The following is a 13,775-nucleotide window of genomic DNA, read 5'->3' as shown; positions in this document are numbered from 1 at the left end:
TTTATAATGTGTGTTCTGTACGTCCGATAATATCATCTTGTGTTGCTTTGGAGAGTACATTGAAGAATGCCGAATATCCTGCAACACGCACAATCAAATCACGGTGTTTTTCAGGATGTTTTTGCGCATCAATCAAGGTTTCTCTAGAAACAACATTGTATTGAATATGATAACCGTGCAAACGGTTAAAGAACGTACGAAGTAAAGCAATCAATTTAATTTTATCTTCTTCCTTAGACAAGGTCTGAGGATTCACTTTTTGATTGAGCAGAACCCCCCCAACGATTTCATCTGTCGGCAATTTAGAAACAGATTTCAATACAGAAGTCGGACCATTCTTGTCCATATTGTGAGATGGAGAACAGCCTTCAGCGAGCGGTGTTCCTGCATTGCGGCCATCTGGTGTCGCCAAAGTACCGCGACCTTGACCAACATTGGCTGAAATAGAAGATGTTCCTGAATAGCGGATACCGCCAATTGGACCGCGTCCATAACGGGTATTTGGATATTTAGCAATTTCATCCACATAAATATCATAAGCATCAGTCACCAGCTTATCAGCGTAATCATCATCATTACCATATTTCGGTGCATCAGAAATCAACATCTCTTGAATCTCCTTGCCACGCTCACCTGCATAGTCCGTTTCAAGCGCATGCCAGAGTTCAGCTGGAGTCAGTTTTCCTTCTTCAAAGACTAGCTTCTTGATTGCTGCTAGTGAGTCTGATAGATTGGCAATACCGACTTGGAGACCAGAAATATAGTCATAGACAGCTCCGCCTTCTTTCAAATGCTTTCCACGACCGATACAATCGTCTGTCAAAGCTGAGCAGAGAATATCTGGTACTTCTCTTTCTAGAGAAAGGTCAATCGCGTTTTCCACGATGACACTCATACGAGTCAAGTGACGCAAAGTCTTGTCCCAAGCCGTTTGCAGCTCAGCAAAGCTCTTCATGTCTTTAAAATGACCGAAGCTTGGTGCAAAACGCTTGCCAGATGCGGGATCAATTCCATCGTTCATAGTGATGAGAAGCACCTTAGGGAAGTTCATATAGCTCATTCCCGTACAACGGTAGCCCCATTTACCTGGCACAGCTGTCTCCACACAGCCGATAGCACTGTAGTCGTATGCATCTTCTTCCAAAACGCCTTTGGCAATAAAGGACGGAATAATAATCTCGTCATTATTGAAAGCAGGCATTCCAAAACCTAGTTTCATAACTTCTATGCATTCGTTCATAAAACGAGCATCTAGACCAGCATGGTAGCGAACTGTTAAGTTCGGCTGTGGCAAATGCGTCTGTGCAACAGATCTCAAAACCAGATATGAAAGGGGATTTACAGCATCTTTCTTATCACGTGTTTGTCCACCAATTGTCACATTTTGATACAAAGGACTACCAGCAGATGAGAAAGTATGAGCCTGACTGCGTACTTTATTGATCGTAATCGTCTTAATCCAAAGATTGGTTAAGCGTTCGACAATGCTTTCTTCCGTCTCGCGACCAGCTTCCAAGTCCGACTTAACATAAGGATACATGTATTGGTCAAAGCGCCCATAAGAGAGGGAGTGACCATTAGACTCAATCTGTAAAATACACTGGATAAACCAGACAGACTGAATAGCTTCAGCAAACGTTTCCGCTGGTTCGTAAGGCACTTTGGAGCAAATTCGAACAATTTCCAATAATTCCTGACGGCGCTCTGGGCTTGCAGACTCTGCCATATCTTGAGCTAATTTGACAAAACGATTCGCATAAGCTTTCACAGCATCCACTACAATGAAAATTGAATCATAGAAATGATATTTATCAATACTAGCCGGATCTGTTAAATCCAAGGCCTCCTTAGCTGCCCGAGCTTTTTCCTCAAAACCTTTCAAACCATATTGAAGCAATTTTTGATAGTTGGCTGCCAAGTGAGCATCACCAGAGTTCATCTTTCCTTCCATGCCAAAGAAGCCAGTTTCCATATAAACCTGAACTTCTTCTGGAAGTAAAGCCCCAGCTCTAGCACGGAGGTTATTGTTTTCCCAGAAGGGAGCGATGTTCCGGATTTGTTCTTTGGTTTCCTCTGTAATATAGAAAACATCACCGTCGCGCTTTTCAAAAAGATCTAATTCATTGAGTACAAATTCTAAAGTATACTCTGGGAAAATAGGTGCATCTTTATTAGATGAAGCCTGATTTCCAACAATCATGGTCTCATCTTCAATATAAAGCGTCATATTTTCCAAAATTTCCTTAAGCATATAAGCACGCTTCAGAACATTTGGCTTTTCTTTATGCTCTTGATAAGCTCTTGTTGCAAGAACAGCACGTTCAGCATCAATATAAGGTTTCTTGTCCAGCACATCTTCCCGATACTTGTTCATTCGGTCCGTTAAACTACCAAAATAATTCGTTTGTATCGTCGTTTTTTCTATTTCTTTTACATTAGCCATCACAGCACAACCTTTCTTATGAAATTATTTTTATTTCTTTCGTAACTATTGTAGCATGCAAGATACAAAAATTCAATTATTTATAATCAAGTATCAAATTAAAGATTTTTTGCACATTTGTGCTCAATCAACATTAAAATAATTTCTTTACAGTGATACAATGTAGTTTATCCTTCCGCTTTCAGTTCATTACTGTAAGCAAGATTGTCTTGGAATTTAAAGAATGGGAAATAGATGAGAGTGGACATAGCTAAAATGACAACTTGGATGAGAGCACCCTGCCATCCTGCCACTAAGAAACCAGAAATAATAGCTGGTGTACTCCATGGCAAGGTCACCCCTGAAAATGGCTGCATAAAGCCAATTGCTATAGAACCATAAACAATTACAGCCGCTAAAACAGGTACAAGAATAAAAGGCAAGAACATGACGGGATTCATAACAATTGGAAACCCAAACACAACTGGTTCATTGACATTAAAGATTGCTGGAAAAGCAGCAACCTTTCCTAGTGCTTTGTATTGTTTAGACTTAGCTGCAAAGAGCATGGCTACCACCAAACCAAAAGTAATACCAGAACCAGACAAAATAAGGAAACTATCCAAGAATTGCTGAGTGACAATGTGAGCACCTTTTCCAACAGATAACTTTCCAGCAGCAAGCAAGGTTTTATTAGCATCCAGATTTGAAAGTAAGAGAGCGGTCACTACACCATTGACAACAGATTGTCCGTGTACACCAAACCACCATAGGAAAGAGATGAAAAAGGCAATACCGATTGCACCGTAAAGGGAACCAGTCAATCCTTGCAGCGGTACTTGAAGCACACCGTAAATCATTTCGATAAAAGTACCACCCTTTGTCAGCATTTTAGCAAGAATATAGACTACCATGGAAAGGAAGAATATCACAAAAGCTGGAATCATAGCCTCAAATTGCTTGGCAATCGCTTGAGGAACTTGCTCTGGCATCTTAATAACAATATGTTTTTGAATAAACATGGTATAGATACTACCGACAACCAAACCAATAATAATGGCTCCAATAATCCCCTGACCGCCAAACCAAATCTTGGCAATCGCGTCTGTAATTTCTTCACCTTTTTCTGGAATATAAGAAGATTTTAAAAGAATGAAGAAAGAAGACACAGATAACACACCTGCCGGCAGAGGCTCTACACCACTATTTTTAGCATAAGAATATCCTATAGAAAAACAGGAAATCAAACCCATAATCGCAAAAGTTCCTGAGTAAACCTGCATAAACGGCTCGGTCCAATTTTTTCCAAAAATGCCTGCAATCGCCTGATTGAGGCCTTCAAACGGTAACTGTCCTACAATCAGAAAGATACTTCCAACAACTGTCAAGGGCAGAATTGCCAACATACCATCCTTTAAGGCAATAATACCGCGCATATTGACAAATTTCATAATCGGCGCAATAATTTTTTGAGTATCTATTTTAGCCATAACTAAGCTCCTTGTTTTTGTTCCAAAAGCCCCAAAGCGAGATTCAATACTTTTTTACCATCTAGCATGCCATAGTCCGCCATTGGAATGACCGCAATTGGAATATGGTTCTCTTCGCAAATGGCAGCTGACTTATCCAAAGTATAAGCTACTTGTGGTCCTAACAAAGCAACATCCAAGTTTGGTGCATAATCTGCTAACTTGGCCTGAGAATAAGCATCAATCTCAACCTCTAAACCAGCTTCTTTCGCAGCTATTTTCATATTATTGACCAACATTCCTGTTGAAAAACCTGCTGCACAAAACAACCCAATTTTAATCATATCTTCATCCTCCTGATGATTTATTTTTTCACTTGTAATTCTTTTCTCAAGTCAATGATTTCCTTGATAAGATTAATTTCTGTAATACTGGTCATCAAATGATCCTGAGAGTGGACAAACAAAGCTGTAATTTCTGTCTTTGTTCCCCCCGCTTCCTGTGCCAAAAACTCCGTTTGAAGATTATGAGCTTCTAATAATGCCTGATCTGCCAATTCTAGATACTCATTACACTTTTCAAACTCACCATTTTTTGCTAATGACAAAGCTTGGTAAATATGCTGTTTGGCATCTCCAGCATGCAAGATTAACCCCATAATGATTTGATCAGCTACAATCACTTCCATATTTAACGTTACTCCTATTTTTATTTACAAAATATATCTTTCTTTTATTTGAAAGCGTTTTATTTTTGTTTGTAACTCAAATTTATCATCTTTCTCTTATTCCGTCAATATATTACTGAACAAATTCTCTTTTTTTATATTTATCGCACATTTGTGCTTATAGAGTAAAATAAAAAGGGTCAGAATCATTATTCTTGACCTTTTGAAAATGAAATAATGAGAAAAAGGAGAATTGTTATAAACTACTAATTAATTAACTGCACTATTATCCAATTCCAACACTTTTAAAATAGTTGCTTCATCTGTAACTAAATGGTTGACATACCCAGCACGTAAAACCGCCAAAATAGCGGCAGCTTTTTGACGACCATAGGCGAAAGCCAGACTGTAAGGAACTGTTTTTAAATAATCTAAAGAAATAGCAACTGTTCGATTTTGCAACTGTTCATCAACCAACTCACCATTTTCATCAAAAAAGCGGCAACAAATTTCTCCGACAGCTCCTTCATTTTCCACTGTACGAAAATCTTCAGCCGTCAGCATATCCAACCACTGCCGATTCTTTTCATCCACTTGTCCGCCAATACCAACAACAACCACATCTAGTTCTTGCCAACTTCTTTTTAAGTCATCAAAATATTTAGAAGATAAAATTCCTTTTGCTAAGATCTCGTCTTCCTGTATAATCGTCGCATTCATAAAGCGACAATCCCCATGGTATTTATTAGCCATACTGTAAATGAGGGTATTAACATGATAACGAGCATGAATATGGCTAGGTCCGCCAGCCAATGGAAAAAAATGCACATTATTCAAGTGCCGACTGCCCGAGTGTTCTACCAAGAGACTAAGACTCTTTCCCCATGAAAATCCAACTTTAGCATTGTCATCAATCATCCCCCGAAGCATTCCTGCCGCTGATTGAGCTAACCGCTGCTCCAAATCAGAAGGTGAATCATCCACTTGATTTGCTACGATTTCAAGTCCTTTTAACCCATACTTCTCTTTCACTACATTTTCTAAATGAAACAAACGCGCATCAAAGGCTTCAATCTCGATTTTGACAATACCTTCCTTTTTAGCTTCAGCCAGCATACGACTCACAGTTGTCCGATAAATCCCTGTCTCTGCTGCAATTTCTGCCTGACTTTTCTCCTCTATATAATAAAGATAAGCAATCTTAGCTAATAGCCTTTTTCTTTCACTTTTCATCTTATCTCCCTCTACTTATCAGACTAGAGTCAATTTGATATTGGCTGCTTTTAGGCGTTGAACCGCTGCTGTCGGAATAGCTTGATCGGTTACCACCTGCGAAACCTGTTTCAAACCAAAACGCTTGACAGTCCCTCTTTTATCAAATTTACTCGAATCTGTTAACACAATCATTTTATCAGATGCTTCCGACATATATTGCACCACTTCGCTACGCATTAAATCTTTACCTGTAAAACCAAGCTCTTCATCATAGCCATCAGTCCCTACAAAAGCATGTTCTACATGGAAAAATTGAATCATTTCCTTAAGTAAAGGACCGACCGTAACTTGCGAATCGTTCTGAAATTCACCGCCTAGCAAGATAATCTTGCAAGAATCTACTTTTCTCACATAGTCTGCGATAAAATAAGAATTTGTAATAATTTTCACGTTCTTCTTAGTACGACAGATTTCTTCAGCTAACAGAGCACAAGTTGAACCAGATTCAATGATAATCGTTTCATTGTCTGCAACAATTTTTGCCGCTTCTTGTGCTATCTTTCGCTTGGTATCATAATGAAAAGAAAGCCGGACATTCAAGTCATCACCACTATTTAAGACCGCATAACCGTGCTCCCGATGAAGCAAGCCTTTCATTTCCAGCTTATCCAAATCTTTCCGAATCGTTACTTTAGAGACTTTTAATTTATCAGATAAAGTATTAACATCAATTTTTTCAAACTCCGAAACGAGCTTAACGATTTCATCTAAACGTTCCATTTTATTCACCTCATTCTTTATTTTAACAGAATTTAAGGAATAAATAAAACAAAAAACAGTTTCATTCGTAATTGTTTTTCTTTCGTTTGTTTGATATAATAAAAGAAAATAAGCAAGAAAAGAGTGTACATCATGAGTGCAGAAAAAGGAATCATCTTTAATATTCAACATTTTAGTATTCACGACGGACCAGGAATTCGGACAACTGTTTTTCTAAAAGGCTGTCCTTTACGCTGTCCTTGGTGTGCCAATCCAGAATCTCAGAAATTTAAACCTGAGCCCATGTTAGACGCTTCTAGCAAAAAGACTATCACCATGGGAGAGGAAAAAAGCGTTGAAGAGATTATCAAAGAAGTTCTCAAAGATAGAGAATTTTATGAAGAATCAGGTGGGGGCCTGACCTTGTCTGGTGGAGAAATCTTTGCTCAGTTTGAATTTGCCAAAGCAATCCTTAAAGCTGCCAAAGAAAAAGGTATCCATACAGCAATTGAAACGACAGCCTTTGTAGATCATAACAAATTCGTTGATTTGCTCCAGTATGTAGATTTTATCTATACTGACTTAAAGCATTATAACACCATCAATCACCGCAAAGTCACAGGGGTCAAAAATGAACTAATTATCAAAAATATTCATTATGCTTTTTCGCAACAAAAAACCATTGTCCTGCGTATTCCTGTTATCCCTAGCTTTAATGACTCTCTAGAAGATGCCGAACAATTTGCTATTTTATTTAAAAAATTATCTATTGATCAAGTACAACTCTTACCTTTTCATCAATTCGGTGAAAATAAATATAAATTACTAAAACGTTCTTATGAAATGGAAAATGTGCAAGCTCTACATCCGGAAGACCTCTATGATTATCAGCAAGTTTTTCTTGATTATGAAATCAACTGTTATTTTTAGCTCCTCTTTTTCTCCAAAAAACAATCCATTTCTCACGAAATGGATTGTTTTTTTATCTCTTCTTGGGCAGATGCAACGACATCTGCCAGACTGGTCTTGCTCAGTTCTTCTTCCATTGCTGCTTGAATTTCTGCTAATTTGTCATCTAAAACTAAGTGAATATTTCTGCCAATGGGACAAGATGGATTGGGATGCTCATGAAAGCTAAAGAGTTGCCCAGATTTGCCCAGACTTTCTACTGCTTGATAGACATCCAAGAGGGTAATGTCTTTTAAATCTTTTCTGATGACAGCCCCGCCCGTTCCACGCGCAACAGAAATCAAATCTGCACTTTTCAACTGTAATAATGTCTTGCGAATAATGACAGGATTTACTCCAACGCTGTCAGCTAGAAAATCGCTAGTCACCTTATGTTTTTGACATTCTAATGCTATAACAGTCAGCATGTGCGTGGCAATGGTAAAACGACTCGAAATTTGCATGTAAAACTCCTTTCATTTGCAGATTCTATTACTAGTATACTTTATTTACGTTGTAACTTCAAGTGTTACTTCTCAAAAAACTCCTTGAGATGTGCAACATAATCTTCTCGCTCACTAATTGCTCGAAGTAAATCATGATTATGCGTATGATGAATTCCATTGACCAGACTTTCGTAATATACTTCATAATAAGGAAACTTCAATGTTCTAGCCATTTCCAATTCTTTATTTACATCATAAGCCACTCGTCGAAAATCGACATCTGCTAATCCCTGTTCATCAATTTTTAAAATAGCATACTGAGCTCGCAGATCCTTTCGCAAACAAGCATCTAGAAAAAACGGCTGACCGATAGATCCCGGATTGATAATCATCTGTCCCCCCGTCGCATAACGAAGAAATTGCTGATGAATATGACCATAAATGGCAATGGCACAATTGTTACCTTCAAACAGGCGATCAAAATTCTCTTGTTGACCAATATGAATCAACTCTCGTCCCCAATTTTTATCTGGCAAATGATGAGTCACAGCAATTTCTAAATCGCCAACTTTTGTCAAAAGCTGCAAAGGCAGCTCATGCAATCGGTTCAGTTCTTCAGGTGTGACTTCTTCCAAAAGATACTGGCATAAACAAACCATATATAAATGACTAGGGCGACTGATATCTAATTTCCCATGAAGAGCATTCCAAATACTATCTTCCCAATTTCCCCGCACTTGAAGGCTAATCGGTAAAGCAGCCATTAAGTCAAGAATTTTCTTTCGCCCCGTTCCGGGTGCCAATAAATCTCCCAAAAACCAGTAATCGGTCACCTGTTCCTTTTTAGCATCCGCCAAAACAGCTTCTAATGCCGTTACATTTCCATGAATATCTGATAATAAAGCAATTTTTCGTTTCATTGTACCGTTTCATCTGTCCTTTATAAAATATTATAACAAACCAAGAAAAAACTTCCACTCCCAAGTTTGAGTGAAAGTTTTACTGCCTCATCAATCTACCGACTTCAACGCTTCCAACATGTCAATACGCCTCAATATTGCATTGACCATAAAGCCTAAGACAATCAAAATCATGATGATAGAAAAGACTGGTACAAGATATACAAACACCGATACTGCCGGATTGAGAAGAAAGGCGTCTGGGGCAATCGTCTCTAAAAGGGAGCGATGTAAAATATTTCCTAAAAACAAGCCTACAATAATACCAATAACAGACAAAAGAATGGTCTCTCGATAAATGTAAAGCGTGACTTCTTTATTATGAAATCCCAATACTTTAATCGTTGATAATTCTCGAATCCGCTCTGCAACATTGATATTCATCAAGTTATAAAGAATCACAATGGCTAGTAAAATAGAGGCAACAGTTAAAATCTGCATTACAAAGCCAAGAGATTTGACAATGACATCAATTTGTTCCAAAATCCCCGTATTTTGTACGACTGCTCGCACACCAGTTAATTTCATGAAGGCTGCTGCGGTATCCTGCACATTTTTGCTAGAGGAATCTTTCAATTTTATCAGATAAGCATTTTCTTGGAACTTACGAGCAAATACCGTTTGATAATAGTCCTGATTCATAAAGATAAAATGCCCTGCGTACATTTCAGTGATACCAGAAACTTTGGTTTTATAGCGTTTTCCTTCATCGGATGTCACCTCAAAAGTATCTCCAACAGAAACATGCATAATGGTTGCTAATTTCTGAGAAATGACCGCTCCATGCGAAGACAAGTTCAAGCTCGCTTTGCTTTGACTATCATATAACTCTATGAAATGATGAAAATCCTTGCCTGTTGTCACAAATAACGCGAGAGACTGTTCATCTTTAGCACCCTTGATTTTTTTGGTAAATGTTTCTTGATAAATACCGCGTTTTTTAGCTATTTTTTTATATGCTAATAAATGATTGATTGCTGCTTGCTCGTCTGATTTGAGATGATGTTTTTGCGAAATGACCGCATCGTATTTGATAATTTCTCCATACTGCCGATTTCCCATACCTTCCATGGAAGAAGACATCCCCAAACCGGCAAATAAGAGGGCGACGGAGCCTGCCACACCAAAAATGGTCATCAGCATTCTTTGCTTGTAACGAAAGATATTTCGAGCCGTCACTTTTTGCGTAAAGCTAAGCCGACGCCAGATGAAGTCAATCCGCTCTAGCAAGATTTTTGAGCCTTTGGTAGGTGCCTTGGGCAACAATAATTGAGATGGTTTTTCTTTCAACTCTTTGTGAGCAATATAAAGGGCTGGTGCGACACCACACAAGACCGAGCATAAAAGAGCAATGAGACTAATTTCCCAATAAAATTCTAATCGCAAATCTGGATAAGTTGATGTCTTAAAAATAGTTTTCCCTAAGATGTAGGGTAAGAAATAAGTACCTAACAAACTTCCCATTACTGTACCTAACAAACTTGAAACCAAGCCATAAACGACAAATTTCTTAACGACATCTTGATTCCGATAACCTAAAGCTTTTAAAACGCCAGCATTTGTGCGTTCTTCGCTGACAAAACGTGTCATTGTCGTTACCGTTACAAGGGCAGCTACCAGATATAGTACAATCGGAAAAGCATTTCCTACAGCTGAGATTCCATAAGCACGATTCCCCGTTGTTGTGTACTCGTCAGCTCCTGGAAATGTCCGACGTGTATACACACGGTAGGTTGATACAGACAAACCAGCTACTTCCTCTTTTGCCTTTTGAATGTCTGCTTGCCCATTTTTTATTTTTGTTTCAGCATCTTTCTTTTGCTTTTCGTATTCAGTTTTTTTATCGTTCAATGTTGCCTGAGCTTGGTCCAATTGCGCCTGACCGTCTGCGATTTGTTGTTTTGCTTGCGCCAATTGGGCTTGACCTGCTTGGTACTCGGTTTGTTTATTTCTTAAGGTTGCCTGACCACTTTGATATTGAGCTAAGCCTGCGTCATATTCAGCTTGTTTCGCATTCAATGCCTCAGCTGCAGATTGGTATTGGGCAAGTCCTGCTTGATAAAGCGCTTCTTGGCTTTTGTACTGCGACAGTCCAGTTTGAAATTCAGCCTGCTTTTTCTCTAATTCTGTACGAGCAAGATTTAATTTTGCTTCTTCTTGTGCTAGTTGAGTTTGTGCTGCCACAATTTCAGGCACTGTTGCTGGATCAATTCCTTGTGCTTGTAGCGCAGCTATTTTGGTCTGCAAATTAGTTTTTGCAGCTGCAAGTTGCATTTGACCTTTTTCCAATTCTGCCTGCGCTGTAGCTAATGTAGCTTGAGCATTTGTTACATTTTCTTTTGCAGCAGATAATTGACTAGCTGCCTGATCTAATTGGGTTTTCGTTTGATTCAATTGTGCCCAACCTGAAGACAGTTGAGCGGCGGCTGTATCTAATTTTTCTTTCGTATTTTCCAAAGTCTGCTCAGCCTGTGCAATTTGAGCTGCGCCCTGTGCAAGCAAGTTTTCTTTTTCAGTTAGTTGACCTTGAGCAAGCTCTAAATCTGCTCTTTTTTGATCAATTTGATCCTGCGCATTCCTTAGTTGCTGCTGGGCATCTGCCAATGCTTGTTGAGAAGTTTGAATTTTTGCTTCTCCGTCCGCAATTTTTGCCTGTGCTTGGGCTTTTATCTCTGATAAACGTTTTTTTCCATTATCAGCCAGTAGCTTTTCTAACTCATCTTCATGCCGTTTTACCTTTTTTCTATAGGAATCCCCAAAGGAGTTGAGTGTTTTTAAATTGTTATATCTCAAACGAGCGACCGTATAGACTGGACTTTGAAACGTTTTGAGCGTCACCACTGCATAAGCAGACAAGGTACCACTCCCTGAGTTAGAACTGCCAAGAGAAATAGTTGAAGCCAATTCACTTGAATTGACAAATCCTGTCACTGTAAAGGTATGCCGTCTCAAAGCATACTTATTGGTTCCTTCCTCGTTTAAAGTAATGCTATCGCCAATCTTGTACTTTCCTTGATAAAAACTAGCCAAAGCCACTTGATTTTCCTTGCTTGGAAAATGACCTGAGACAAGCTTGAACTTAGAAATATTAGTTGTCTGAGAAAAAACTCGAACAGAAGTTGAGCTATCTCCAACCACCGTATCTGTAAAATAACCATATTCTACCTGTGCATTTGGAACTGCATTCAGTTCTTTTTGGTCAGCTTTGCTGATACCATAATCTGACATCACTGCCAAATCCATCATTTTCATCTGTGAAAGATAACGATTGGCTGAATTTTCAATGTCTGGACTGGCTGCTTTCAGGCCCACTAGCGCAAAAGAACCTAACATCATCAAAAACATAATGGACAGAAAGCGTCCTTTGGACTGACGAAAAGAGAGCCAGATGTCTTTATTTAGAATGGATTTTTTCATATCACCACTCCTCACTAATACTCTAGACTTGCAATATCTTGAGGATGTTCATTCAAAGTGACGGACTGAATCCGTGCATCATGCATACGAATCACGCGGTCTGCAATCGGAGCTAACGCACCATTGTGAGTCACGATAATCACTGTTGCTCTCTGTTTGCGTGACATATCTTGAAGAATTTGCAGCACTTGCTTACCTGTTTTATAATCTAGCGCACCTGTTGGTTCATCACAAAGCAAAATTTTAGGATTTTTTGCCACGGCACGCGCAATGGAAACACGTTGCTGCTCACCACCAGATAATTGAGTAGGAAAATTATGCAGTCGATTTCCTAGCCCAACTGCTGCTAACGCCTCTGCTGCATCCTGCGCATCTTGAACAATTTCTGAAGCCAGCTCAACATTCTCTAGCGCCGTCAGATTGGGAACTAAATTATAAAATTGAAATACAAAACCAACATCATTTCTCCGATAGTCTGTCAGTTGATAAGCGTTGTAATGCGCTATATTTTGCCCATCAATCAGCACATCTCCCTCGTCATTACTATCCATTCCACCAAGAATGTTCAGAATCGTCGATTTTCCAGCACCAGAAGCTCCAAGAATGATGACCAATTCTCCTTTTTCGATGTCAAAAGAGATATCATTGTTGGCAATAATTTCTGTGTCTCCCATTTGATACCGCTTGTAACTATGCTTCATTTCAATATAAGCCATCGCCTTTTCCTCTTTCAGTTTCCATGTCCAATTAAATAAACAAGCTGTTTGTTGATTGAATCCTATCTTTATTATAAAATAGACTTAACATAAAGGCAATCATCAATTATCAACAGAGTGTTCATTTAAGGAGTATTATGGTACAAAATCGACAAACAGCAACCAAGCAGCATATCAGAGAAGCCCTCATTCAGCTCTTGTTAGAAGAAAAATTTGAAACAATTTCCGTTAGTAAACTCTGTCAACGAGCAGGTATCAACCGTGGAACTTTCTACCTTCATTATCTTGATAAATTCGACCTAATTGAAACACTAAAAGAAGAAATTATTACCCAATTACGTAAAAATTTTGAAGAAACTACAAACAATCATTACAAATCTAAGCTATCTCCAACAAAACCATGACCTGATTTATGCTGTTTCTCAAAGTCATTACCTCAATTTCCGTGAAACAATCCGTGAATTTATGCTTAGTATTTTAACGAACGATCAGCACAAAGTTCAAACCGAACACTTTTTAAAAGAAAATTTCACTATTTCTGAAAAATATGCGCTTGAAGTTTTTCTATCTAGTGTAGAGGGCATTATCTCACTTTGGATTTCAAGTGGCACTAAAGAAACACCTGAAGAAATGACGAATACGATTTTACAAACATTTGATTATGACGCTTGGCAATGATAAACTAAAAAACTCTATTTCTAATCGGGAAAATTCCTTTTAGAAATAGAGTTTTTGATTTATATCTTTTCTAGCTTAA

At 38.5% G+C, this 13,775-nt stretch carries 11 protein-coding genes and 1 pseudogene; 2 read left to right on the top strand and 10 right to left on the bottom strand.

Features of this window, described 5'->3' with window-relative positions:
• Position 1 precedes the first annotated feature (1 nt).
• From HMPREF2574_RS09135 to HMPREF2574_RS09110, 6 genes are all read right to left on the bottom strand, one after another.
• Positions 2 to 2,443: a glycyl radical protein gene (locus tag HMPREF2574_RS09135; protein WP_024053033.1), complete on the bottom strand. Its 2,442-nt coding sequence runs from the start codon at positions 2,441 to 2,443 to the stop codon at positions 2 to 4.
• A gap of 167 nt (positions 2,444 to 2,610) precedes the next feature.
• Positions 2,611 to 3,912 (bottom strand): PTS sugar transporter subunit IIC, encoded by a 1,302-nt coding sequence (locus tag HMPREF2574_RS09130; protein WP_024053032.1) that lies wholly within the window; start codon positions 3,910 to 3,912, stop codon positions 2,611 to 2,613.
• Positions 3,913 to 3,914: 2 nt separating this feature from the next.
• Positions 3,915 to 4,235, bottom strand: coding sequence for a PTS sugar transporter subunit IIB (locus tag HMPREF2574_RS09125; RefSeq protein ID WP_003023895.1), 321 nt, complete (start codon positions 4,233 to 4,235; stop codon positions 3,915 to 3,917).
• A 20-nt stretch (positions 4,236 to 4,255) separates the two neighbouring features.
• A complete protein-coding gene (locus HMPREF2574_RS09120; RefSeq protein WP_003023891.1) occupies positions 4,256 to 4,579 on the bottom strand; it encodes a PTS lactose/cellobiose transporter subunit IIA in 324 nt (107 codons plus the stop codon).
• A 249-nt stretch (positions 4,580 to 4,828) separates the two neighbouring features.
• Positions 4,829 to 5,791 (bottom strand): sugar-binding transcriptional regulator, encoded by a 963-nt coding sequence (locus tag HMPREF2574_RS09115; protein WP_070812494.1) that lies wholly within the window; start codon positions 5,789 to 5,791, stop codon positions 4,829 to 4,831.
• An 18-nt stretch (positions 5,792 to 5,809) separates the two neighbouring features.
• On the bottom strand, positions 5,810 to 6,553 hold the full coding sequence (locus HMPREF2574_RS09110; protein WP_003028982.1) for a DeoR/GlpR family DNA-binding transcription regulator: 744 nt from the start codon (positions 6,551 to 6,553) through the stop codon (positions 5,810 to 5,812).
• Positions 6,554 to 6,685: 132 nt separating this feature from the next.
• Here HMPREF2574_RS09110 and HMPREF2574_RS09105 point away from each other — a divergent pair, with 132 nt between their 5' ends.
• A complete protein-coding gene (locus tag HMPREF2574_RS09105) occupies positions 6,686 to 7,462 on the top strand; it encodes a glycyl-radical enzyme activating protein (protein WP_003023885.1) in 777 nt (258 codons plus the stop codon).
• Between the two features lie 32 nt (positions 7,463 to 7,494).
• Here the strand turns inward: HMPREF2574_RS09105 and HMPREF2574_RS09100 are convergent, their stop codons facing one another.
• The 4 genes from HMPREF2574_RS09100 to HMPREF2574_RS09085 all read right to left on the bottom strand — a co-directional run bounded on the left by HMPREF2574_RS09100 (position 7,495) and on the right by HMPREF2574_RS09085 (position 13,018).
• Entirely contained in the window at positions 7,495 to 7,944 is a 450-nt protein-coding gene (locus HMPREF2574_RS09100; RefSeq protein ID WP_024053028.1) for an Rrf2 family transcriptional regulator, read from the bottom strand.
• A gap of 65 nt (positions 7,945 to 8,009) precedes the next feature.
• Positions 8,010 to 8,846, bottom strand: a complete 837-nt coding sequence (locus HMPREF2574_RS09095) for a metallophosphoesterase family protein (protein ID WP_070812493.1) — start codon at positions 8,844 to 8,846, stop codon at positions 8,010 to 8,012.
• 90 nt (positions 8,847 to 8,936) lie between these two features.
• A complete protein-coding gene (locus HMPREF2574_RS09090; protein WP_070812492.1) occupies positions 8,937 to 12,302 on the bottom strand; it encodes an ABC transporter permease in 3,366 nt (1,121 codons plus the stop codon).
• A 14-nt stretch (positions 12,303 to 12,316) separates the two neighbouring features.
• On the bottom strand, positions 12,317 to 13,018 hold the full coding sequence (locus HMPREF2574_RS09085) for an ABC transporter ATP-binding protein (protein ID WP_042754190.1): 702 nt from the start codon (positions 13,016 to 13,018) through the stop codon (positions 12,317 to 12,319).
• Positions 13,019 to 13,155: 137 nt separating this feature from the next.
• Between HMPREF2574_RS09085 and HMPREF2574_RS09080 the strand changes: the two are divergent.
• Positions 13,156 to 13,696: pseudogene (locus HMPREF2574_RS09080) on the top strand (TetR/AcrR family transcriptional regulator).
• Positions 13,697 to 13,775: the final 79 nt, after the last annotated feature.

The sequence above is a fragment of the Streptococcus sp. HMSC034E12 genome, from assembly GCF_001835915.1.
GTDB classification, from domain to species: domain Bacteria; phylum Bacillota; class Bacilli; order Lactobacillales; family Streptococcaceae; genus Streptococcus; species Streptococcus vaginalis.
The sequence above is the reverse complement of the archived record's forward strand: the minus strand, read 5'-3'. Positions and strand labels throughout refer to the sequence as shown.

What these genes read in the sequence shown, in the direction of transcription:
- HMPREF2574_RS09135 (WP_024053033.1), bottom strand. Translation starts at nt 2,443, where the DNA reads ATGGCTAATGTAAAAGAAATAGAAAAAACGACGATACAAACGAATTAT.
- HMPREF2574_RS09130 (WP_024053032.1), bottom strand. Translation starts at nt 3,912, where the DNA reads ATGGCTAAAATAGATACTCAAAAAATTATTGCGCCGATTATGAAATTT.
- HMPREF2574_RS09125 (WP_003023895.1), bottom strand. Translation starts at nt 4,235, where the DNA reads ATGATTAAAATTGGGTTGTTTTGTGCAGCAGGTTTTTCAACAGGAATG.
- HMPREF2574_RS09120 (WP_003023891.1), bottom strand. Translation starts at nt 4,579, where the DNA reads ATGGAAGTGATTGTAGCTGATCAAATCATTATGGGGTTAATCTTGCAT.
- HMPREF2574_RS09115 (WP_070812494.1), bottom strand. Translation starts at nt 5,791, where the DNA reads ATGAAAAGTGAAAGAAAAAGGCTATTAGCTAAGATTGCTTATCTTTAT.
- HMPREF2574_RS09110 (WP_003028982.1), bottom strand. Translation starts at nt 6,553, where the DNA reads ATGGAACGTTTAGATGAAATCGTTAAGCTCGTTTCGGAGTTTGAAAAA.
- HMPREF2574_RS09105 (WP_003023885.1), top strand. Translation starts at nt 6,686, where the DNA reads ATGAGTGCAGAAAAAGGAATCATCTTTAATATTCAACATTTTAGTATT.
- HMPREF2574_RS09100 (WP_024053028.1), bottom strand. Translation starts at nt 7,944, where the DNA reads ATGCAAATTTCGAGTCGTTTTACCATTGCCACGCACATGCTGACTGTT.
- HMPREF2574_RS09095 (WP_070812493.1), bottom strand. Translation starts at nt 8,846, where the DNA reads ATGAAACGAAAAATTGCTTTATTATCAGATATTCATGGAAATGTAACG.
- HMPREF2574_RS09090 (WP_070812492.1), bottom strand. Translation starts at nt 12,302, where the DNA reads ATGAAAAAATCCATTCTAAATAAAGACATCTGGCTCTCTTTTCGTCAG.
- HMPREF2574_RS09085 (WP_042754190.1), bottom strand. Translation starts at nt 13,018, where the DNA reads ATGGCTTATATTGAAATGAAGCATAGTTACAAGCGGTATCAAATGGGA.